Here is a 23,001-nt window from a genome sequence, read left to right as displayed (position 1 = left end):
TATGAAAATCATGACGTGCCCGCTCAACGGGCCGCGCAATATCAGCGAGTTCACCTACGGCGGCGAGTTCAAGCCGATGCCCGACCCCGTCCATTGCAGCGATGCCGAATGGGCCGACTACGTGTTCAACACCGACAACCTCGCCGGCGTGGTGCGCGAATGGTGGATGCACACGCCGTCCAGCTACTGGTTCCTCGCCGAGCGCCACACGGTCACCGATGAGGTCCTGCGCACCTTCGACCCCAAGGAACTGTTCACCACCCGCGTCGATTTCGCCGCCGCCAAGGAGATCGCCGGATGAATCGTCTTCCCGCCCCCATGGGCTTGCTGATCCAGCGTGATCAAGCCCTTGATTTCAGTTTCGATGGCCAGGCGTACCAAGGCTTGCAGGGCGACAGCATCGCCAGCGCCCTGCTCGCCAACGGGCGTTTCCTGCTTTCGCGTTCGTTCAAATACCACCGCCCGCGCGGCCCGCTGAGCATGGCGGGCCAGGATGCCAACAGCCTGGTGCAACTGCCCCGCGAGCCCAACGTGCTGGCCGATGCTCACGCGTTGTCTGCCGGGTTGGCGGTGAGCGCGCAGAACGTCAACGGCTCGCTGGACAACGACAAGGACGCCTACCTCGGCAAGTTCTCCAAGTTCATGCCGGTGGGGTTCTACTATCGCTCGTTCTACAAGCCCAAGGGCATGTGGAAAGTCTGGGAGCCGATCATTCGCAAGAAGGCCGGCCTGGGTGTACTCGACCTGACGTTCCAGCCCGAGTACTACGACAAGGCCTATCTGTTTACCGACCTGGCCGTCATCGGCGCAGGCCCCGCCGGCTTGCAGGCGGCGCTGACGGCCGCGAACGCCGGGGCCAAGGTACTGCTGATTGAGCAGCAGCCGATCCTCGGCGGGTCGCTGACCTATGCACGCTTCGATATCGCCGGTACCCGCGCCGACAGCCTGCGCCGCGAACTGGTGAGCGCGGTGCAGCAGCACGCGAATATCCAGGTGCTCACCGAGGCCACGTGCAATGCCTGGTTTACCGACAACTACCTGCCGGTGATCCAGGGCAAGCGCATGTACAAGGTGCGCGCGCAGCAGTGCCTGGTGTGCAGCGGCGCCTTCGACCAGCCGGTGATTTTCCGCAACAACGACCTGCCCGGCGTGATGCTGACCAGCGCCGCGCAACGCCTGATGAAACTCTACGCGGTCAAGCCGGGCAAGCGCGCGGTGGTGCTGACCGGCAACGACGACGGCTACCTCGCCGCCCTCGACCTGCATGACCAGGGCGTGGAAGTCGCCGCCGTGATCGACCTGCGCCACACCCCGGCCGACAAAGCCCTGTCCGGCGCCCTGGCCCAGCGCAAGATCCCGTTGCTGAACAACAGCACCGTGTTCGAGGCCCTGCATGAGAAAGGCCTGCGCCACGTGAAAGGCGTCGACGTGCGCCAGATCACCGGCCAGGGCCAGGTCAGCGCCAGCGGGCAAGTGTTCGACTGCGATTTGCTGTGCATGTCGGCCGGCTACATGCCGGTGTATCAACTGCTGTGCCAGGCCGGCGGCAAATTGGCCTACGACGACCAGCGAGCCGAATTCAGCCTCAGCGGCCTGCCCCGCAACCTCAAGCTGGCGGGCTCGGTGCACGGTCGGCATCAGCTCGAGAATGTGCTGGCCGACGCCGCGAACGCGGCGGCCGACATCGCTGTCGCGCTGGGCCTGGGCACCACGATTGCGCCGCTGCCATTGCACAGCGAAGCCCAGGTCAACTTCGGCTGGCCGATCTTCCCGCATCCCAAGGGCAAGGATTTCGTCGACTTCGACGAAGACCTGCAAGTGGCGGACATCGTCAACGCCACGCGTATCGGCTACCGCGATGTGCAACTGGTGAAGCGCTATTCCACGGTCGGCATGGGCCCGTCCCAAGGGCGGCATTCGGCGCTGCCGACCGCGCGCCTGGTGGCCTGGGCGACCCAGCGCAATATCAGCGAGACCGGGGTGACCACCGCACGGCCCCCTTTCGTCGCGGAGAAACTCGCGCATGTCGCCGGGCGCGCCTTCGACCCTTACCGGCAGACACCGATGCACGCGCGGCATGTGCAGGCCGGGGCGAAGATGATGCCCGCCGGTATCTGGCAACGCCCGGCCTACTACGGCCGCGCCAAGGATCGCGACGCCTGCATGCAGGCCGAAGCCCTGCACGTGCGTAACCACGTCGGGCTGATCGATGTGTCGACCCTCGGCGGCCTGGACGTGCGCGGCCCGGATGCCGCTGAACTGCTCAACCGCCTGTACACCTTCGCGTTCCTCAAGCAACCGGTGGGCCGTTCGCGGTATGCGCTGATGACCAATGAACACGGGGTGGTCATCGACGACGGCGTGTGCGCGCGCCTGGCCGACCAGCACTTCTACGTCACCGCCACCACCAGCGGCGTCGACCGCATCTACCAGCAGATGCTCAAGTGGAACGCGCAATGGCGCCTCGACGTCGACGTGGCCAACGTCACTGCCGCGATCTGTGCGGTGAACGTGGCCGGCCCGGATTCGCGCAAGGTGCTGGAACAGGTCTGCACTGACCTCGACCTCGGTGCCGAGGCCTTCCCCTACCTCGGCGTGCGCCAAGGCACGGTGGCCGGGATCAAGGCGCGGTTGCTGCGGGTCGGGTTTGTCGGCGAGCTGGGTTATGAAATCCACGTGCCTGCACGCCACGGCCTGGCGCTGTGGGATGCGTTGATGGAGGCCGGCAAGGCGTTCGATATTCGCCCGTTCGGCGTCGAAACCCAACGCCTGCTGCGCCTGGAAAAAGGCCACGTGATCATCAGCCAGGACACCGACGGCATGACCCACCCGGCAGAAATCGACATGGGCTGGGCGGTAAGCCGCAACAAGCCGTTTTTCGTCGGGCGCCGCTCGGTGGACATCCTCGAAGCCCAGCCGCTGAAACGCAAACTGGTGGGTTTCACCTTGCCCAAGGGCAGCGTGCAACCGCTGGAAGGCCACCTGGTGCTCGACGGCCCGGACATCAGCGGCAACGTCACCTCGTGCGAATACTCTGCAACGCTGGGCCGCATCATCGGCCTGGCCTACGCCGGGATCGAACAGAGCACACCGGGGCAGCGCATCCCGATTCGCGTCGAAGGCGGCATCGTCGTCCAGGCCGAGGTGGTGCCACTGCCGTTTTTCGACCCCACCAACCAACGCCAGGAGGGTTAAGCCATGACCAGTCTGAAAGCCCACGAACTCTTCACGCCGCCCTGCCACCTGGTTGACCAGACCGATCTGCCCCGGGTCGGCTTTCGCGGCGCGCAAAGCGCCGAGTACCTCAGCGCACGCGGTTTCACCCTGCCCGCCGCCCCCAACCAGGCCACCCCGCAAGCGGACGGCAGTTGGGTGGCGCGTCTGTCGCAGACCGAATACCTGTTGTTGGGTAGCCCGCAGGATCAGGGCCAGCGCATCGCCGATGAAGAGGCCCGCTGGGAGCTGGACCACCGCGCCAACTACCTGCTGCCGCGCCAGGACAGCCACGCCTGTGTGTTGCTCAGCGGCGCGGTGATTGCCCATGTGATGGCCAAGCTCTGCGGGGTCGATCTCGGTTTCCCGGCCTTCCAGCCGGGAGCGGTGGCGCAGACGTCAGTGGCGCGGGTGAATGCGCTTGTGATCCACACCGGGAGTGTGGAGGCACCGGCGCTGCATATCCTCTGGGATCGCGCGTCGAAGGAATACTTCGTCGGTGCATTGCTGGATGCATTGGGCGAGTTTGGCGGGGCCACTCTGCTCAGCGCATGAAGCTGGCTTGAAATCGATCTCGGTCCAACCTGTGGGAGCGGGCTTGCCCGCGAAGGCGGTGTATCAGTCAGTACCTATTGGGCTGAGACACCGCATTCGCGAGCAAGTCCGCTGCCACATTCTGGAGCCTGTTATGTGAGCAAAGGTCAGTCGGTGTAGCCCAACCGCGCCGCCCTGACCTTCTGGGTATGTTGACGTGTCGCCAGGCAGTAATACAGCGGGCACGTCACCACCAACCCCACCAGCCACGACAGGTCCGCGCCGTCCACCAGATTGGCCCACGGCCCCACGTACAGCGACGTATTGGCAAACGGCAGCTGGACAATGATGCCGATGAAATAGGCCACGATCGCATGCAGGTTGAAGCGCCCGTAGACCCCGCCGTCCGCGCGGAAGATCGAGGCAATGTCATACACCCCGCGCTTGATCACATAGAAGTCGATCAGGTTGATCGACGCCCACGGCACCAGCACCAGCAACAGCGCCAGGATCAGCCCGATAAACTGCGAGATGAAGTCCGCCGATGCGCCCAGCGCCACGACGCAGCAACCGGCCAGGACCACGCCGGACAGCACCACGCGCACCTTGATGCTAGGGGTCCAATGGCTGGCGAAGGTCTGGATCGAGGTGATGATCGACAGCACCGCGCCGTACAGATTCAGGGCGTTGTGGCTGATGATATTGAGCAGGAACAGCACCATCAGGATCGGTCCAAGCCAGCCAGTGGCTTGCTTGACCGCGACCATCGCTTCGGTGCCTTCGGGCGTGGCCAGTGCCGCGACCAAACCAAATGCGAACGACAGGATGGTGCCGAGGGTGGCGCCCAGGTAGGTCGCGATAAAGGGCCGGGTGATGCCGATATCCGCCGGCAGGTAGCGCGAATAGTCACTGGTGTAGGGCGAAAAGCTGATCTGCCAGATCACTCCCAGCGACACCGTGGCCAGCCAGCCGGCGGCGTTGAAACCGCCACGGGTGAGGAAGTCCGCTGGCAGGTCATGGGCAAAGATGTAGATGAAACCGGCGAGCAGCGCGCTGCCCATCACCCAAGTGCCGATGCGGTTTAGGCTGTGGATGAAGCGGTAGCCGATCACGCCGATGGCGGTAGCGCTGAGCGCGCCGATCAGAATGCTCGCCGGCACCGGCACCGCGGGCACGATGCCGACGATGGATTTGCCGGCCAGCACGATGTTGGAAATGAAAAAGCCGATGTAGATCAGCGCCGCGAAGAACACGATCAGCAGTGCGCCGTAACGGCCGAACTGGCCCCGGCTCTGCACCATCTGAGGGATGCCCATGCGCGGGCCCTGGGCCGACGCGAGGGCAATCACGATACCGCCGAGCAGATGCCCGAGGGCAATCGCCAGCAGCCCCCACACCAGGTTGAGGTGGAACACCTGGGCCACCATGGCACCGGTGACGATGGGCAGCGGCGCAATGTTGGTGCTGAACCATAGGGTGAACAGGTCGCGGGCCTTTCCATGGCGCTCTGCGAGAGGAACGTAATCGACCGTGTGATTCTCGATCAGGGGATCTTGCCGGGACATCTGGGGCATGGAAATGGACTCGCGTTTGTCTGATCTTATAGTTGTTTGACGCCATACCGGGGGCGCATCGTGGCGGCCCCTCAGATGAACACCATATTATGGTATTCCAACATTTTCACAAGACTGATCCGTAGTCTCAGCGCGCATCTGATCCGCAAGTGTGCCACATGGCCCCCGGCGTTTTCGCGCCTTTACCCCCGTATTTATTGGTTATAAGACCAAAGGTTGACGTTCATCGGCCGCCTGAAAAAGCTGTTGCATCGATTGTATTACGGTATACCATCAGACCTACAAATTCATAAAAACCCGCTCTACCGCCAGAGGACCGTCCCATGATCGATGCCGCTATCTACAAACAAGTGATGGGTTCGTTTCCGTCCGGGGTCACCGTGATCACCACGCTCGATGACGACGGGCAAATCGTCGGGCTGACCGCCAGTGCCTTCAGTTCGTTGTCGATGGACCCGGCGCTGGTGCTGTTCTGCCCCAACTACAGCTCCGATTCGTACCCGGTGCTGATCAAGAACAAGCGCTTTGCGATCCACGTCCTGTCCGGTGGGCAACAAACCGAAGCCTATGCCTTTGCGCGCAAAGGCAAGGACAAGGCACAGGGCATCGAATGGACGCTCAGCGAACTGGGCAATCCGATCCTGGCGAACGCCACGGCGGTGATCGAGTGCGAGTTGTGGCGCGAGTATGAAGGTGGCGACCATGCAATCATGGTCGGCTCGGTGAAAAACCTGATCGTGCCCCAGCAGAACGCCGGGCCACTGGTGTATTGCCACGGCAAGATGGGCGCCCTGCCCCTGGTTGCCTGATTAATTCCGATACACCGCAGCTAAGCCAGCATCCATAGATGAATGCATTTCAACGGTGGACGCTGGCTTGCCTGCGATAGCGGTGGTCAGGTTCGGAAGCGGCTGACCAACTGGTTCAAGGTCTGCGACAACGCGGTCAATTGCTGCGCATCGCCGCGCGTGGAGTCGGCCAGGCTCGCCACCAACTGTGCATCCGCGTGAATCTGGCTGATATGCCGATTGATGTCTTCGGCCACCTGATGCTGTTCTTCGGCGGCGGTAGCGATTTGCGTGTTCATGTCGCGGATGACATCCACCGACTCACGAATCAAGCCAAAGCTGGCGCGCGCATCGTTGATCGACACCACGGTTTCCTGGGACACCTCAAGGCTGGCATGCATCTGCTTGCCCATCTGATGGGTGCGCCGCGCCAGATTGCCGAGCAGTCCGTCGATTTCGCCGGTGGAGTCTGCCGTACGTTTGGCCAGTGCGCGCACCTCATCCGCCACCACCGCGAACCCACGGCCCTGCTCGCCGGCCCGGGCGGCTTCGATGGCGGCGTTCAACGCCAGCAGGTTGGTCTGCTCGGCGATGGAACGGATGGTGCCGAGGATCGACTGGATATCGTTGCTGTCTTTTTCCAACTGCTCCATGGCCTGGGCGGAGTGGCCGATCTCTTCGCTCAAGCGCCCGACACTGCTCACCGCCGCGTCGATCTGCTGTTGCCCGGTGTGGGCCTGGCGCTGGCCATTGTCGGCAGAGTCGGCAGCCTGGCTGCAGGAGCGCGCGACTTCGTTAGAGGTGGCGACCATTTCATGAAACGCCGTGGAGATCATGTCCACCGCTTCGCGCTGGCGTGAGGCGACGTCGGCCATCTCTATCGAGACTTCGGTGGCACTGCCGGAGCTGCTGTGGATTTGCGCGGCGGCCTGGCCGATGCGCTGGATCAGGGTGCGGATGGCTTCCAGGAACTGGTTGAACCAGCCGGCGAGCTGCGCCGTCTCGTCGCGGCCATTGACCGCCAGGCGCGCCGTCAGGTCACCCTCGCCCTGCGCAATGCCTTCCAAGCCACTGGCCACGCCACGGATCGGCTTGACGATCAGCCCGGCAAACCAGGCGCCCGCCCCGGCAAACAGCAGGCCACACACCAATGCGATAGCCGCGATCAACCAGGTCAGGCGTGCCGCGCCAGCCATCACTTCGCTTTCGCGCACCAGCCCGACAAAGCGCCAGCCCAATGCCTTCGACGGCCACACCAGCGCCATGTAGCGCTCGCCCGCCAGTTCCACCTGCACCAGGCCTTGGCCGGCTTCGCTCAACTGCCGGTAGCCGTCACCCAACTCGCCGAGTTTCTTGAAGTTGTGGGACGGGTCATTCGGGTCTACCAGCACCGTGTTGTTGGCTTCCATCAGCATCAGGTAGCCGCTTTCGCCCAGCTTGATCTGCTTGACCAGGTCGGTCAGTTGCTTGAGCGACACGTCGATGTTGACCACCCCGCTCGCCTTGCCCTGGCGGTCGTTGAAGCTTTGCACGGTGCTCACCAGCACCACGTCGTCGGCTGCCCAGTAATAGGCTTCGGTGCGCAGGGTCTTGCCCGGTTGCGCCATGGCCGCCTTGTACCAGGGCCGCGTGCGCGGGTCGTAGTTGGCAAGGTTGGGGTCGCCGGGCCAGAACACATAGCCGCCATCCTCGGTGCCGAGCGACAGGTAGGTGTAGGCCGAATGACTCTTGGCCAGGCCTTCGAACAACGCGAACAACTGCTGGTCGCGCTCGCCGACAGCGATGTGCGCGGCGTCGCTGGCCAGGTAGCGTTTCACATCGCCCTGCAGGCTGCGCAACTGCGGGTGCGCAGCCAGGTAGGCGACGTTCTGGCTGATGCCTTCGAAGAACAGCTGCATCGCGTTGTCGACCTGGCGGATCTCGCGGCCACTGCTGTCGACAAAGCTGTCGCGGGCCTCATGGCGTACGTTGAGGATGATCAGCACAGCCACCAGAATCACCGGTAGGCTGGCGATCACCGCAAACGCCAGGATTAATTTTTGTTTTATGTTCATCGAGCTCGCCTTCCTTGTGAGGTGAGGGTGCAACCGTTGGAGAGAAAAGTTTTGCGGATATTCCGTATTATGGTATACCAACAATCAATCCGCCGAACAGCCGTTATCACTGGCAAGCTTCAAGGTGGCGAGAGTACTTAAGGGCCCGCAGTCGACAGGCCGATCACAATAGATCCGAGGTAAGCGTCATGAAGTTTTCCCTGTTCGTACACATGGAACGTTGGGATGAAAGCGTCAGCCACCGTCAGTTGTTCGAAGACTTGACCGAACTGACCCTGATGGCCGAGGCCGGTGGTTTCAGCACCGTGTGGATTGGCGAACACCACGCCATGGAATACACCATCTCGCCGAGCCCGATGCCGCTGTTGGCTTACCTCGCGGCCAAGACCACCACCATTCACCTGGGCGCCGGCACCATCATCGCGCCGTTCTGGCACCCGTTGCGGGTGGCGGGCGAATGCGCATTGCTCGACGTGATCAGCAACGGCCGCATGGAAGTCGGCCTGGCCCGTGGCGCCTACCAGGTCGAATTCGACCGCATGGCCGGCGGCATGCCCGCCTCTTCCGGCGGCCAGGCCTTGCGCGAGATGGTGCCCGTGGTACGCGCCTTGTGGAAAGGCGACTACGCCCACGACGGCGAGATCTGGAAATTCCCCACCTCCACCAGCGTGCCCAAGCCGATCCAGCAGCCCAACCCGCCGATGTGGATCGCCGCCCGCGACCCGGACTCGCACAACTTCGCGGTGGCCAACGGCTGCAACGTGATGGTCACGCCGCTGATGAAAGGCGACGAAGAAGTCCTCGACCTGAAAAATAAATTCCAGGCCGCCCTCGACAACAATCCCGACGTACCGCGCCCGCAACTGATGGTGCTGCGCCACACTCATGTGCATGCCGCCGATGATCCGGACGGCTGGAAAGTCGGGGCCAAGGCGATCTCCAAGTTCTATCGCACCTTCGATGCCTGGTTCGGCAACAAAGAGGTGCCGGTGAATGGCTTCCTGGCCCCGAGCCCGGAAGAGAAATTCGCCGCGCGCCCCGAGTTCGAGCTGGAAAGCCTGCACAAGACCGCGATGATCGGCACCGCCGAAGAAATCATCCCGCGCATCCGCTACTACCAGGAACTGGGGGTGGATGAGTTCAGCTTCTGGTGCGACAACAGCCTGCCGCATGCCGAGAAGAAGAAGTCCCTGGCGCTGTTTATCGAGCAGGTGGTGCCGGCGTTTCGTTGAGTGATCCGCAGCTAAACATGCGAGCGGGCTTGCCTTGGGGCAGGCTCGCTTGCGCTGGGGTGCAAAACGCCCCCAAAAGCCGTGGACTGCCACGCAGTCAGCGCAAGCAAGCTCCCTTCCCACAGAAAGCCCGTGCCTGCAGCTGGACCGAAGGCCGCCTGCCGATCACCTACACTCATCACAGCCACGCGACATTTAGCCTCAGCCCATCATCGCAGCACCTGTAATAGTCTATTGCAGGACTCCAATGTACTAACTAGTTACTTATCTTGCTAAAATCGCGTCTTTGCCCTCTCACCTTCGAGTCCTGTCGATATGAAACGAGCATCGCGCGCCCATGGCGCCTCTAGATTCCTCCTGCTGGGTTTGGGCGTCATCATCGCCCTGCTCGGCCTCGCGCTGGCTGTTGGCGGCGCCAAACTGGTGAGCCTCGGCGGTTCCTGGTACTTCCTGATCGGTGGCGTGGCCATGGCGGTTTCCGGGCTGTTGATCGCCCAAGGCAAGACCGCTGGCGCGTGGTTGTTCGCAGCGTTCCTGGTGGGGACGGCGATCTGGGCAGTGGCCGATGTCGGGCTGGTGTTCTGGCCGCTGTTCTCGCGGCTGTTCATGTTCGCGGCCATCGGCCTGGTGGTGGCGCTGGTCTATCCGCTGCTGGCTGGCCGGCCTGCGCGCGGCGCCTATGGCGTCGCCGCCGTGCTGGCGGTGGGTGTGGCGGTTGCGGCGGGCAATATGTTTGTCGCCCATCCGAGTGTCGCGCCCAACGGTACTGGCCCGGGCATCACGCCGGTGGCTGCAGCCGACGCGCAGAAAGACTGGGCGCACTACGGCAACACCGAAGGTGGCAGCCGCTTCGCCGCGCTGGACCAGATCAATCGCGACAATATCGACAAACTCAAGGTGGCGTGGACCTACCACACCGGTGACGTGGCGATCAGCGACGGCAACGGTGCCGAAGACCAGCTCACGCCCTTGCAGATCGGCAACAAGGTGTTTATCTGCACGCCGCACAACAACCTGATCGCCCTCGACGCCGACACCGGCAAAGAGCTGTGGAAGAACGAGGTCAACGCCAAATCGGCGGTCTGGCAGCGTTGTCGGGGCATGGCCTACTTCGACGCCACCGCGCCGATCGCCCAGCCGACCCAGCCCAACAGCTCGCCGATCATTGCCGCCAGCGTGCCTGCCGGTGCGCAGTGCCAGCGCCGCTTGCTGACCAACACCATTGATGCGCGCCTGATCGCCGTGGATGCCGACACCGGCAAATTCTGCGAAGACTTTGGCACCCATGGCCAGGTGGACCTCAAGGCCGGCCTCGGCGATGTACCGGACAGCTACTACCAGCTGTCGTCCGCGCCGTTGATTGCCGGCACCACCGTGGTGGTCGGCGGCCGCGTCGCCGACAACGTGCAGACCGACATGCCTGGCGGCGTGATCCGTGGCTTCGACGTGATCAGCGGCCAAATGCGCTGGGCCTTCGACCCGGGCAACCCGCAAGACAAGCAAACACCGGCCGACGGCAGCACCTATGTGCGCAGCACCCCGAACAGCTGGGCGCCGATGTCTTATGACCCACTGATGAACACGGTCTTCCTGCCGATGGGCAGCTCGTCCACCGACATCTACGGCGTCGAACGTACTCAACTTAACCACAAATACGGCGCCTCGGTGCTGGCACTGGATGCCTCCACCGGTGCTGAAAAGTGGGTGTACCAGACGGTCCACAATGACCTGTGGGACTTCGACCTGCCGATGCAACCGAGCCTGATCGACTTCACCCCACCGGGCAGCGACAAGGCGGTTCCAGCGGTGGTGATCGGCACCAAGGCCGGGCAGATCTATGTGCTCGACCGCGCCACCGGCAAGCCGCTGACCGAGGTCAAGGAAGTCCCGGTCAAGGCCGCCAACATCCCTGACGAACCCTACTCGCCGACCCAGCCGAAATCCGTGGGCATGCCGCAGATCGGCGCGCAGACCCTGACCGAGTCGGACATGTGGGGCGCCACGCCGTACGACCAACTGCTGTGCCGCATCGACTTCAAGGGCATGCGCTATGAAGGCCTGTACACCGCGCCAGGCACCGACAAGTCGCTGAGTTTCCCTGGCTCCCTGGGTGGCATGAACTGGGGCAGCATCTCCACCGACCCGGTGCACGGTTTTATCTTCGTCAACGACATGCGCCTGGGCCTGTGGATCCAGATGATACCGTCGCAGAACAAGGCGCAAGCCTCGTCCGGTGGCGAAGCGTTGAACACCGGCATGGGCGCAGTACCGCTCAAGGGCACGCCATATGCGGTGAACAAAAACCGCTTCCTGTCGGTGGCCGGCATTCCGTGCCAGGCGCCGCCGTTCGGCACCCTCACCGCCATCGACATGAAGACCCAAAAGGTCGCGTGGCAAGTGCCGGTGGGCACCGTTGAAGACACCGGTCCGCTGGGCATCCGCATGCACCTGCCGATCAAGATCGGCCTGCCGACCCTCGGCGGCACCCTGTCGACCCAGGGCGGCCTGATCTTCATTGCCGGCACCCAGGACTTCTACCTGCGCGCGTTCAACAGCGCCAACGGTGATGAAATCTGGAAAGCCCGCCTGCCCGTCGGCAGCCAGGGTGGCCCGATGACCTACGTGTCGCCAAAAACCGGCAAGCAGTACATCGTCATCACCGCCGGCGGCGCACGCCAGTCCACCGACCGTGGCGACTACGTGATCGCCTACACCCTGCCATAACTCCTGTGTTCGCGCGGTGCCCCCCGCACCGCGCTTTCGGCTTTTGGAAGACCGCGCATGACCCCCACTTCTCACTTTTTTCCCGACCGCCTGCTTGGGCGCCTGTTGCTGGGCCTGGCTTTCAGTGCCGCCCTGCCCGCCCAAGCCGACGACACCACCCTGACCGGCGACTGGGGCGGACTGCGCCGCGAGCTGGACGAGCAAGGCATCCGTTTTACCGGCGACTACAGCGGCGAAACCGCCTATAACGCCCACGGCGGCCAGCACCGTTCGGCGCGTTATTCGCAGAACCTCAAGCTCGGCGTGCAGTTCGACCTGGGCAAGCTGTACGGCTTCAACAATGGCGACCGCATCCAGCTGACCATCAATGACCGGCGCGGCAACAGCGCCTCCGAGGACCTGGTGGGTAACCGCCTGCCGATCCAGGAAAACTACGGCGGCCTCTACACCCGTCTCACCGAGCTGAGCTACGAACGCACGCTGTTCACTCCGGCGCTGAACCTCAAGCTCGGCTACATGGCCATGGGCAACGATCTTGGCGGCCTGGACAGCGGCATTCTGTGCAACTTCATGAACGCCGGATTCTGCGGGCACCCGCTGAACATGTCCGGCGGCAGCGGCTGGACCAACTACCCGAATGCGCGCCTGGGCGCACGGGTGAAGTATGACTTCTCGCCGTCCTGGCAACTGCGCGTGGCCGCTTTCAACGTGGACCCGGACAGCAACGGCAACTCCAGCCGCGCCTGGCACCTGGGGCCCAAGCACACCACCGGCACCGTGGTGCCGATCGAGCTGGTGTACAAGCACGCCGGCACGCTGCCGGGTGAATACAAGCTGGGCTATTACTACGACAGCTCGAATGTAAAACGCATCGGCAGCGACAAAGACGTCAGCGGGCGTGGCGGTCACTACCTGTTGATCGACCAGGCCGTATGGGCCTCCAGCAGCTCCGCCGGCCGTGTGCTGCACGCCTTCGGCCAATACTCCGCCGCCAGCGAAGCGGCCTCGCCGTTCAGCAAGTGGTATGGCGCGGGCGTAGTGCTGTACAAACCGTTCGAAGGGCGCCCGCGCGATACCCTCGCCCTGGGTTATGGCCGTGCCGTGCCGAACCCGCGCAGCCGTGACGTGCAGGAACTGGCGGCGTTCAACGCAGGCAACAGCTACCCCAACCTGGACAATGCCGAACAGCTGATCGAACTCAGCTACGGCTACCAGGCTACGCCTTGGCTGAACCTGCGCCCGGATGTGCAATACATCATCGAACCGGGGGCGTTTTCCGGCTCGGACATCGACAACGCGTTGGTGTTGGGCTTGCAGGTCAAGGCCGTGTTCTAAGCGTCTCAACAGTCAAAAAATGCAGGCGCTGGTTTGCCTGCGATAGCGGTAGTTCCAAGCAGGATCAATAAGCTGACACACCGCTATCGCGGGCGAGCCCGCTGCCACAATGACCTAGGACGTGCCCTGCTGATACTCGCGCGGCGTGCAGCCAAACTCGCGCCGAAACACCGTATGCAGGTACTGCGCGGACTTGAAGCCGCACTGCTGGGCAATATCGGCAATCGCCAGCGCCTGGTTTTCCAGGCCCTTGGCGGCGGCGGCGAGTTTGAAGCGCAGGATCTCGTCATGCACGCTGCAGCCGCGTTCCTTGCGAAAGTGCGACTCCAGTGACGAGCGCGACACCCCCACATAAGCCGCCACCTGCGCGGTCTTGATGCCCTGGCACGCGTACTGGCGGATAAACAGCAGTGCCTGCATCACATACGGATTCCCCAACGGCTGGTGCAAGCTGGAGGCCTGCACATTGATCGCCTCCGGTGGCACCAGGATCTGCGTTCCGGTGCAGGGCTTGCCGTGCAGCATCTGGTGCAGCAATGCCGCCGCCGTGCGCCCCATGGTTTCGGTGCCCTGGATCACTGAACTGAGCGGCACCCGCGTGAGGGTGCGGGTCAGCGGGTCGTTGTCGATGCCGATCAATGCCACTTCCTCCGGCACCGCGATGCCGGCAGTCAAACAGGCTTGCAGCAATTGCCGCGCGCGGGCGTCGGTGACGGCGATGATGCCGATCGGCTTGGGCAGGCTCTGCAGCCAGGCGATCTGCTGCTCCACTGCGCTGTCCCACAGCGGCGCGCTGGTCCCCAAACCGCGATAGACCTCGACGTGCAAGCCGTCCCGCTGCAGCAGCAAGCGAAAGGCTTTCTCGCGCTCCTGCGCCCAGCGATTGGCCTGTGCCTCGGGCAGGCTGAAACAGGCAAACCGGGTCAGGCCGGCCTCGATCAGGTGTTCGTAGGCCAGTTTCATCAGCGCATGGTTGTCAGTGGCCACGTAAGGAATGCCGGTGGGATAAGCACGCGCATCCTGGTAGGAGCCGCCCACCGCCACCACCGGCAGCTTGATATCGGCCAGTGCTTCGCCAATCAACGGGTCGTCGAAGTCAGCAATGATGCCGTCCCCCTGCCAGCGCTCGATGCCCTTGAGGCGGCACAGGAAGTCTTCCTCAAGGAACAGATCCCAGGACGCGCGGGTGCTGCTCAGGTAATTGCCGATGCCGGTGATGATGCCCCGGTCGTAGATCTTGCTGCCGTTGAACAGCAAGGCAATGCGGTGCACGGGCGGTAGGGTTTTCATTGTTTTTGTCCGAAGGCCAGTCGCTACAGACTAGCCCCCGCCACTCAAAATCGCACCACACCTTGATGATTTTCATACTCGGCAGGCCAGGTGCCGTTGCTAGTATCCAGACACCGCCAAGAACAATAAGGAAAACGCCATGACGTACTTCCCCGGTGTCGAGAAGGTTCGCTTCGAAGGCCCCGACAGCGATGCTCCCCTCGCCTTTCGCCATTACGACGCCAACAAGCTGATCCTCGGCAAACCCATGCGCGAGCACCTGCGCATGGCGGCCTGTTATTGGCACACCTTCGTGTGGCCGGGGGCCGACATGTTTGGCGTGGGCACCTTCAAGCGCCCGTGGCAGCGCAGCGCAGACCCGATGGAACTGGCCATCGGCAAGGCGCAGGCGGCGTTTGAGTTTTTCTCCAAGCTGGGCATCGACTACTACAGCTTTCACGACACCGACGTGGCGCCGGAAGGCAGCTCGCTGAAGGAGTACCGCAACCACTTCGCGCAGATGGTCGATCAGCTCGAACGCCATCAGGAAGAAACTGGCATCCGCCTGCTGTGGGGCACCGCGAACTGCTTCAGCAACCCACGGTTTGCCGCCGGCGCCGCCAGCAACCCAGACCCGCAAGTGTTTGCCTACGCCGCCGCGCAGGTGTTCAGCGCGATGAATGCCACGCTTCGGCTGAAGGGGTCCAACTATGTGCTGTGGGGTGGCCGCGAGGGCTATGAAACCCTGCTCAACACCGACCTCAAACGCGAGCGCGAGCAACTCGGGCGCTTTATGCGCATGGTGGTGGAGCACAAGCACAAGATCGGCTTCAAGGGCGACCTGCTGATCGAGCCCAAGCCTCAGGAGCCGACCAAGCACCAGTACGATTACGACAGCGCCACGGTGTTCGGCTTCCTGCATGAATACGGCCTGGAACACGAGATCAAGGTCAACATCGAGGCCAACCACGCGACCCTGGCCGGGCACAGTTTTCATCATGAGATTGCCACCGCAGTGTCGCTGGGCATCTTCGGCAGCATCGACGCCAATCGCGGCGATCCGCAGAACGGCTGGGACACCGACCAGTTCCCCAACAGCGTCGAGGAGATGACGCTCGCCACTTATGAAATCCTCAAGGCCGGGGGCTTCAAGAATGGCGGCTACAACTTCGACTCCAAGGTGCGCCGGCAGAGCCTGGACGACGTCGACCTGTTCCACGGCCACGTCGCGGCGATGGATGTGCTCGCCCTGGCACTGGAGCGTGCGGCGGCGATGGTGCAGAACGACCGCCTGCAGCAGTTCAAGGACCAGCGCTATGCCGGTTGGCAGCAGCCGCTGGGCAAAGCCGTACTGGCGGGCGAGTTCAGCCTCGCGTCACTGGCCGAGCATGCCTTTGAGCACGAGCTGAACCCGCAGGCGGTGAGCGGCCGGCAGGAGATGCTGGAGGGGGTGGTCAACCGGTTTATCTATCCCTGATGGCGAGCGGACTTCCTTTGGCTGGCGGACTTGTTATGGCAAGTGGGCTTGTTGTGGCAAATGGGCTTTTTGTGATGAGCAGCCTCTTTGTGGCAAGTGGGCTCTTTGTGGTGAGCGGGCTTGCCCCGCGTTGGGCTGCGAAGCGGCCCCAAGACCCGGCACCTCAGTGTGCCAGGTTGAACCCGGTCGCTTGCAATAGGGGCTGCTTCGCAGCCCAACGCGGGGCAAGCCCGCTCGCCACAACAAGCTTGCTAGCCTCAATAAGCCTGCTAGCCACAATGAGGCTGCTCAACCCAAAGAACCCACTTGCCACAAAGAGGCTGCTCGCCACAAATACAGTGTTCGCCTAGAGTCTTCGCACAGTGTCTTTCCAACAACAATAAAAGGACGCACCACCATGAAAGCATTCAAACGCACGCTGCTCGCCACTGCCCTGGCCTTGCTTGCCCTGCCGGTGATGGCAGATCCTGCGCACCCGAAGATCGGTTTCTCCATCGACGACCTGCGCCTGGAACGCTGGTCGCGAGATCGCGATTACTTCGTCGCGGCGGCAGAAAAACTCGATGCAAAGGTCTTCGTGCAGTCCGCCGATGCCAACGAGCAGAAGCAGATTTCCCAGATCGAAAACCTGATCTCACGCGGCGTCGACGTGATCGTGATCGTGCCGTTCAACGCCACCGTGCTCACCAACGCCGTCGCCGAAGCCAAGAAGGCCGGGATCAAGGTGGTGTCCTATGACCGCCTGATCCTCAATGCCGATATCGACGCCTACATCTCCTTCGATAACGAAAAAGTCGGCGAGATGCAGGCCAACGGTGTGCTGCAAGCGGCGCCCAAGGGCAACTACTTCCTGCTCGGCGGCGCGCCCACCGACAACAACGCGAAAGTGCTGCGCGAAGGCCAGATGAAAGTGCTGCAGCCGGCCATCGACAAGGGCGATATCAAGATTGTCGGCCAGCAGTGGGTCAAGGAGTGGAACCCTACCGAAGCCCTGGGCATTGTCGAAAACGCCCTGACCCGGAACAACAACAAGATCGACGCCATCGTCGCCTCCAACGACGCCACCGCCGGCGGTGCGATCCAGGCGCTGGCCGCGCAGAAGCTCGCGGGCAAGGTGCCGATCTCCGGCCAGGACGCCGACCTCGCCGCCGTCAAGCGTGTGATCGACGGCACCCAGACCATGACCGTGTACAAACCACTCAAGTTGATCGCCACCGAAGCCGCCAAGCTGTCGGTGCAACTGGCGCGCAATGAGAAGCCGTCCTATAGCTCGCAGTACGACAACGGCAGCAAGCAGGTCGACACCATCCTGCTGACCCCGACGCCGCTGACCAAGGCCAATATCGACCTTCTGGAGAAGGACGGTTTCTATACCAAAGAGCAGATTGGCGGGCTGTGACCGCCATGGCTGACTACCTGCTGCAAATGAACGGCATCGTCAAAAGCTTTGGCGGGGTCAATGCGCTCAACGGCATCGATATCAAGGTGCGGCCGGGGGAATGTGTCGGCCTGTGCGGTGAGAACGGCGCCGGCAAATCCACCTTGATGAAGGTGCTGTCGGCGGTCTATCCGTATGGCACCTGGGAGGGCGAAATTCTCTGGGACGGACAGCCGCTCAAGGCCCAGTCCATCAGTGAAACCGAGGCCGCCGGCATCGTCATCATTCACCAGGAGCTGACGCTGGTGCCCGACCTGTCGGTGGCCGAGAACATTTTCATGGGCCACGAACTGACCCTGCCCGGCGGGCGCATGAACTACCCGGCGATGATCCATCGCGCCGAACAGTTGATGCGCGAACTCAAGGTCCCGGACATGAACGTGGCGCTGCCGGTGTCGCAGTACGGCGGCGGTTACCAGCAGCTGGTGGAAATCGCCAAGGCCCTGAACAAGCAGGCGCGCCTGCTGATTCTCGACGAGCCCTCCTCGGCCCTGACCCGCTCGGAAATCGAGGTGCTGCTCGACATCATCCGTGACCTCAAGGCCAAGGGCGTGGCCTGCGTGTACATCTCGCACAAGCTCGATGAAGTGGCGGCGGTGTGCGACACCGTCTCGGTGATCCGCGACGGCAAGCACATCGCGACCACGGCCATGGCCGACATGGATATCCCGCGGATCATCACGCAGATGGTCGGGCGGGAAATGAGCAACCTCTACCCCACCCAACCCCATGACATCGGCGAGGTGGTTTTCGAGGCGCGCAATGTCACCTGTTACGACGTCGACAACCCCAGGCGTAAACGCGTCGACGATATTTCATTCAGCCTCAGGCGCGGGGAAATCCTCGGCATTGCCGGTCTGGTCGGTGCCGGGCGCACGGAACTGGTGTCGGCACTGTTCGGTGCCTACCCCGGCCGCTACAGCGGCGAGGTGTGGCTGGACGGCCAGGTGATCGACACCCGCACGCCGCTCAAATCCATCCGCGCCGGGCTGTGCATGGTGCCCGAGGACCGCAAGCGCCAAGGCATCATCCCGGACCTGGGCGTCGGCCAGAACATCACCCTGGCCGTACTCGACACCTACGCGCACATGACCCGCATCGACGCCGAAGCCGAACTGGGCAGCATCGATCAGCAAATCACACGCATGCACCTGAAGACGTCCAGCCCGTTTTTGCCGATCACCAGCCTGTCCGGCGGCAATCAGCAAAAAGCCGTGCTGGCGAAAATGCTGATGACCCAGCCCAAGGTACTGATCCTCGACGAGCCCACGCGCGGCGTGGATGTGGGCGCCAAGTACGAGATCTACAAGCTGATGGGCGCGCTGGCGGCCGAAGGGGTGTCGATCATCATGGTCTCCTCGGAGCTGGCCGAAGTGCTCGGCGTGTCCAACCGCGTGCTGGTGATCGGCGACGGCCAGTTGCGCGGCGATTTCATCAACCAGGGGCTCACCCAGGAACAGGTGCTCGCCGCGGCGCTCAGCCAACACAATAATAACGATCGGAAAACCGCGTAGATGAATCAGGTCAAACAGCTGTTTACCCGCTACAAAATGCTCGCACTGGTGATCGCCGTGGCGTTCATCTGGCTGTTTTTCACCTGGCAGACCGAGGGCGGTTTCCTCACCCCGCGCAACCTCTCCAACCTGCTGCGCCAGATGGCGATCACCGGGATCCTGGCCTGCGGCATGGTGCTGGTGATCATCAGCGGCGAGATCGATTTGTCGGTGGGTTCGCTGCTGGGATTATTGGGCGGGCTCGCGGCGATCCTGGACGTGGTCTATCACGTGCCGCTGCTGGCCAACCTCAGCCTGGTGGCGCTGTGCGGGTTGATGATCGGATTGGCCAACGGCTACATGACCGCTTACCTGCGCATCCCCTCGTTTATCGTCGGCCTGGGGGGCATGCTGGCGTTTCGCGGGATTCTGCTGGGGATCACCGGCGGCACCACCATCGCTCCGGTATCGCCGTCGCTGGTGTATATCGGCCAGGGTTACCTGCCGCACGCGGTGGGCGTGGGGCTCGGCGTGTTGCTGTTTGCTCTGACGCTGTTCCTTACCTGGAAACAACGGCGCAACCGCGCACTGCATGGCCTGGCGCCGCACTCGCGGGTGCGCGACGTGCTGCGGGTAGTGCTGATCGGCGCGGTGCTGGCCGGGTTCGTCACCACCCTCAACAGCTACGACGGCATCCCGGTGCCGGTGCTGTTGCTCCTGGTGCTGCTCGGCGTGTTCAGCTATGTCACCAGCCAGACCGTGTTCGGCCGCCGCGTGTATGCGGTGGGCAGCAATATGGAAGCCACGCGCCTGTCGGGCATCAACGTGCAGGCGGTCAAACTGTGGATCTTCGGCATCATGGGTGTGATGTGCGCCTTCGCCGGCCTGGTCAACACGGCCCGCCTCGCCGCCGGCTCACCCTCGGCGGGCAGCATGGGCGAACTGGATGCCATTGCTGCGTGCTTTATCGGCGGCACCTCCATGCGCGGCGGCTCGGGCACGGTGTATGGCGCGTTGCTCGGGGCGCTGGTGATTACCAGTCTGGATAACGGCATGTCGATGCTGGACGTGGACAGTTACTGGCAGATGATTGTGAAAGGCAGCATTCTGGTGCTGGCGGTGTGGGTGGATGTGAGTACACGGGCGGGGCGGCGCTGAACGCAAGCAAAAAAATGTGCGAGCGGGCTTGCCTGCGATAGCGGTCTATCAGTGACAAATGTCCTGACTGACCCTGCGCTATCGCGGGCAAGCCCGCTCCCACAAAGGTCCTGCGGTGTCCTAACCGTTGTTACTTGGAGACCGGCATCGCAAACTCCGCGCCCTGCTCGATGCTTTCCGACCAGCGCTGCATGATCGACTTCTGCTTGGTGTAGAAGCGCACACCTTCAGTGCCATAGGCATGCATGTCGCCAAACAAGCTTTTCTTCCAGCCACCAAAGCCGTGCCAGGCCATCGGTACCGGGATCGGTACGTTGATGCCAACCATGCCCACTTCGATGCGCCGCGCGAACTCGCGGGCAATGTTGCCGTCGCGGGTGAAGCAGCTCACTCCGTTGCCGAACTCGTGGTCGTTGACCAGCTTGATCGCCTCGCCGAAGTCACTCACGCGCACGCAGGCGAGCACCGGGCCGAAGATTTCTTCGCGGTAGATGCTCATCTCTTTGGTCACGTGATCGAACAGGGTCGCGCCGAGCCAGAAGCCATTTTCCAACCCCGCTTCGGTCGGCACATAGTCACGGCCGTCGAGCAGCAGTTGCGCGCCAGCCTTCACACCTTGTTCGATGTAGCCGCTGATGCGCTCAAGGGCCGCACGCGACACGATCGGGCCCATTTCGGCCTTGAGGTCGCGGCCATCGGTGATGCGCAGTTGCTTGGCGCGTTCGGTCAGGGCAGCGACGACTTTGTCACCGACATCGCCGACCAGCACCGCCACCGAAATCGCCATGCAGCGCTCGCCGGCACTGCCGTAGGCGGCGCCCATCAGCGCGTCGACGGTTTTCTCGATGTCCGCGTCGGGCATCACCACCATGTGGTTTTTCGCGCCGCCCAGGCCTTGCACGCGCTTGCCGTTGCGCGCGCCGGTTTCATAGATGTACTGCGCAATCGGTGTCGATCCGACAAAGCTCACAGCCTTGACGTCCGGGTGTTCGATCAGCGCGTCCACCGATTCCTTGTCGCCCTGCACCACGTTGAATACGCCCTTCGGCAAGCCGGCTTCATGCAGCAGCTCGGCCATGAACAGCGAAGCGCTCGGGTCGGTCGGGCTCGGCTTGAGGATGAACGTGTTGCCCGCCGCGATGGCGATCGGGTACATCCACATCGGTACCATCACCGGGAAGTTGAACGGCGTGACGCCGGCCACCACGCCCAGTGGCTGGCGCAGGGTCCAGTTGTCCATGCCCCGCGAGACCTGGTCGGAATGTTCGCCCTTGAGCAGGTTCGGGATGCCGCAGGCGAATTCAAGAATATCGATGCCCCGGTCGACTTCGCCCTGGGCGTCGGTGAACACCTTGCCGTGTTCGGCGACGATGATGCGCGCCAGGTCGTCCTTGCGCTCACGCAGCAGGTGCAGGTATTCGAACAGTACGCGGGCGCGGCGGATTGGCGGGGTGTCGGCCCAACCGGCGAAGGCGGCCTGGGCAGCGGCGACGGCTTCGGACACAGTCTGGCGGCTGGCCAGGGCGACGCGGGCGGTGACTTCGCCGGTGGCCGGGTTGTAGACGTCCTGATACCGGTCATCGCGGCTCACGCGCTGGTCGTTGATGTAGTGCTCGATTGTTGTAGTCATGGCAATAGATCCCAGGTGGGTGGCGTTGGGACACACGATAGGCTTTCGGTTTGTTCCAAACCAGAGCAGAATCCAGAACTGATTGTCCTTATAAGCGAACAATAAGCGCATGGAAAAATCCGAGATCGAAGGCCTGTGGACCCACATCCACTGGCTGTCAGTGCTGGAAGAACACGGCACCTACACCGCTGCCGCGGCACGGTTGGGGGTGAGCAAATCGGCGGTCAGCCAGCGCATCAGCGACCTGGAAAAAGCCACCGGTACCCGTTTGGTGACGCGCACCACGCGCAGTGTGCGCCTCACCGATGCCGGGTTGTCGCTGACCCGTGAGGTGCGCGGTGCCTACGAACAGATCGCGCGCAGTTTTTCCTCGGTGCGCGACTCGGCCGGGGAAATTCGCGGGCTGGTGCGCCTCACCGCCCCGGTGGCGTTCGCGCGCCAGCAACTGGTGCCGCACTTGTCCGAATTCCTCCAGCGGTATCCGCAGGTGCGTCTCCAGCTGGATGTGTCGGACGCCTTGAGTTCGCTGGCCGCCGAAGGCTACGACCTGGCGGTGCGCCACGGTTTCCAGGTGCCAGAAACCCACGTGGCCTGGAAGCTCTGCGACACCGGCTCGGTGCTGGTCGCCAGTCGCGATTACCTGCAACGCCATGGCGAGCCGCGCGAACCCGGCGACCTCAGCGCCCACAACTGCCTGTTCTACCCACGCGGCAGCGACCAGCCCGCCTGGACCTTCGAACGCGGCAGCAAACACCTCGAGCGCGTCACCGTACCGATCGCCGGCAGCTTCGCCACCAACAACAGCGAAGCGTTGAGGGATGCGGCCCTCAACCACCTGGGCATCGCCCTGCTCCCGGACTTCAGCGCCCATGCCGCGCTCGCCAGCGGCAAGCTGGTGCAAGTGCTCAAGGACTGGACGCTCAAGGGCGCATTTGCCGATGAGATTTACCTGATACGGCCCTATTCGCCCCACGTGCCGAAGTCGGTGAGTGCCTTGGTCGGCTTTTTGAAAGAACGGTTGTCGGGCGGGTTCCGATTCAAGGGCTGAGGTTTGCCTCTTGCCCAACAGAACAAAAAGTCCA

16 protein-coding genes and 1 pseudogene are annotated in these 23,001 nt (G+C 63.0%); 12 read left to right on the top strand and 5 right to left on the bottom strand.

The genetic code is table 11. From position 1 onward, the window contains the following. Nucleotide 1 precedes the first annotated feature (1 nt). Genes AC07OJ_RS00675 through AC07OJ_RS00665 form a run of 3 tightly spaced genes read left to right on the top strand, consistent with a single transcriptional unit; the run spans nt 2 to nt 3,768 of the window. Nucleotides 2-301, top strand: coding sequence for a sarcosine oxidase subunit delta (locus tag AC07OJ_RS00675; RefSeq protein ID WP_065905694.1), 300 nt, complete (start codon nt 2-4; stop codon nt 299-301). After that, entirely contained in the window at nt 298-3,195 is a 2,898-nt protein-coding gene (locus AC07OJ_RS00670) for a 2Fe-2S iron-sulfur cluster-binding protein (protein ID WP_495093667.1), read from the top strand. Before AC07OJ_RS00675 ends, AC07OJ_RS00670 begins: the two co-directional genes overlap by 4 nt. Before the next feature lie 3 nt (nt 3,196-3,198). Further along, nucleotides 3,199-3,768 (top strand): aminomethyltransferase family protein, encoded by a 570-nt coding sequence (locus AC07OJ_RS00665; RefSeq protein ID WP_065905692.1) that lies wholly within the window; start codon nt 3,199-3,201, stop codon nt 3,766-3,768. A gap of 146 nt (nt 3,769-3,914) precedes the next feature. On the opposite strand, the gene AC07OJ_RS00660 is transcribed toward AC07OJ_RS00665, so the two are convergent. Further along, nucleotides 3,915-5,321 carry a purine-cytosine permease family protein gene (locus tag AC07OJ_RS00660; protein WP_495093666.1) on the bottom strand — a complete coding sequence of 469 codons (1,407 nt, stop codon included), beginning with the start codon at nt 5,319-5,321 and terminating at the stop codon, nt 3,915-3,917. A gap of 323 nt (nt 5,322-5,644) precedes the next feature. Here AC07OJ_RS00660 and AC07OJ_RS00655 point away from each other — a divergent pair, with 323 nt between their 5' ends. Beyond that, nucleotides 5,645-6,130 (top strand): flavin reductase family protein, encoded by a 486-nt coding sequence (locus tag AC07OJ_RS00655; RefSeq protein WP_065905687.1) that lies wholly within the window; start codon nt 5,645-5,647, stop codon nt 6,128-6,130. A gap of 86 nt (nt 6,131-6,216) precedes the next feature. Here AC07OJ_RS00655 and AC07OJ_RS00650 read toward each other — a convergent pair whose 3' ends face one another. After that, nucleotides 6,217-6,945 (bottom strand): methyl-accepting chemotaxis protein, encoded by a 729-nt coding sequence (locus tag AC07OJ_RS00650; RefSeq protein ID WP_495094254.1) that lies wholly within the window; start codon nt 6,943-6,945, stop codon nt 6,217-6,219. Nucleotides 6,946-7,074: 129 nt separating this feature from the next. After that, nucleotides 7,075-8,163 (bottom strand): annotated as a pseudogene (locus AC07OJ_RS00645) (cache domain-containing protein); the annotation flags it as partial. Nucleotides 8,164-8,351: 188 nt separating this feature from the next. Here AC07OJ_RS00645 and AC07OJ_RS00640 point away from each other — a divergent pair. The 3 genes from AC07OJ_RS00640 (at nt 8,352) to AC07OJ_RS00630 (ending at nt 13,454) form a co-directional block, all read left to right on the top strand. Then, complete coding sequence (locus tag AC07OJ_RS00640) at nt 8,352-9,395, top strand: LLM class flavin-dependent oxidoreductase (protein WP_065905683.1); 1,044 nt, start codon at nt 8,352-8,354, stop codon at nt 9,393-9,395. 315 nt (nt 9,396-9,710) lie between these two features. Beyond that, entirely contained in the window at nt 9,711-12,119 is a 2,409-nt protein-coding gene (locus tag AC07OJ_RS00635; protein ID WP_495093665.1) for a glucose/quinate/shikimate family membrane-bound PQQ-dependent dehydrogenase, read from the top strand. 57 nt (nt 12,120-12,176) lie between these two features. After that, on the top strand, nt 12,177-13,454 hold the full coding sequence (locus tag AC07OJ_RS00630; protein ID WP_065905677.1) for a carbohydrate porin: 1,278 nt from the start codon (nt 12,177-12,179) through the stop codon (nt 13,452-13,454). Between the two features lie 114 nt (nt 13,455-13,568). On the opposite strand, the gene AC07OJ_RS00625 is transcribed toward AC07OJ_RS00630, so the two are convergent. Next, nucleotides 13,569-14,744 (bottom strand): XylR family transcriptional regulator, encoded by a 1,176-nt coding sequence (locus AC07OJ_RS00625; RefSeq protein WP_106804448.1) that lies wholly within the window; start codon nt 14,742-14,744, stop codon nt 13,569-13,571. Between the two features lie 139 nt (nt 14,745-14,883). Here AC07OJ_RS00625 and xylA point away from each other — a divergent pair, with 139 nt between their 5' ends. From xylA to AC07OJ_RS00605, 4 genes are all read left to right on the top strand, one after another. Then, nucleotides 14,884-16,200 (top strand): xylose isomerase, encoded by a 1,317-nt coding sequence (xylA, locus tag AC07OJ_RS00620; RefSeq protein ID WP_120448154.1) that lies wholly within the window; start codon nt 14,884-14,886, stop codon nt 16,198-16,200. Nucleotides 16,201-16,597: 397 nt separating this feature from the next. Beyond that, complete coding sequence (gene xylF / locus AC07OJ_RS00615; protein WP_065905667.1) at nt 16,598-17,599, top strand: D-xylose ABC transporter substrate-binding protein; 1,002 nt, start codon at nt 16,598-16,600, stop codon at nt 17,597-17,599. 5 nt (nt 17,600-17,604) lie between these two features. After that, nucleotides 17,605-19,152 carry a D-xylose ABC transporter ATP-binding protein gene (xylG, locus tag AC07OJ_RS00610; RefSeq protein WP_177410346.1) on the top strand — a complete coding sequence of 516 codons (1,548 nt, stop codon included), beginning with the start codon at nt 17,605-17,607 and terminating at the stop codon, nt 19,150-19,152. Continuing rightward, nucleotides 19,153-20,289 carry a sugar ABC transporter permease gene (locus AC07OJ_RS00605; RefSeq protein ID WP_120448152.1) on the top strand — a complete coding sequence of 379 codons (1,137 nt, stop codon included), beginning with the start codon at nt 19,153-19,155 and terminating at the stop codon, nt 20,287-20,289. It begins immediately after the preceding gene. 130 nt (nt 20,290-20,419) lie between these two features. Here the strand turns inward: AC07OJ_RS00605 and AC07OJ_RS00600 are convergent, their stop codons facing one another. Further along, a complete protein-coding gene (locus AC07OJ_RS00600; protein WP_495093664.1) occupies nt 20,420-21,919 on the bottom strand; it encodes a CoA-acylating methylmalonate-semialdehyde dehydrogenase in 1,500 nt (499 codons plus the stop codon). Between the two features lie 109 nt (nt 21,920-22,028). On the opposite strand from AC07OJ_RS00600, the gene AC07OJ_RS00595 reads away from it, so the two are divergent. Next, a complete protein-coding gene (locus AC07OJ_RS00595) occupies nt 22,029-22,967 on the top strand; it encodes a LysR family transcriptional regulator (RefSeq protein ID WP_065905660.1) in 939 nt (312 codons plus the stop codon). Nucleotides 22,968-23,001: the final 34 nt, after the last annotated feature.

Source organism: Pseudomonas sp. GW821-FHT09C08 (assembly GCF_059418125.1).
Note: the sequence above shows the minus strand (reverse complement) of the source record. Positions and strands in the feature narration are given on the sequence as shown.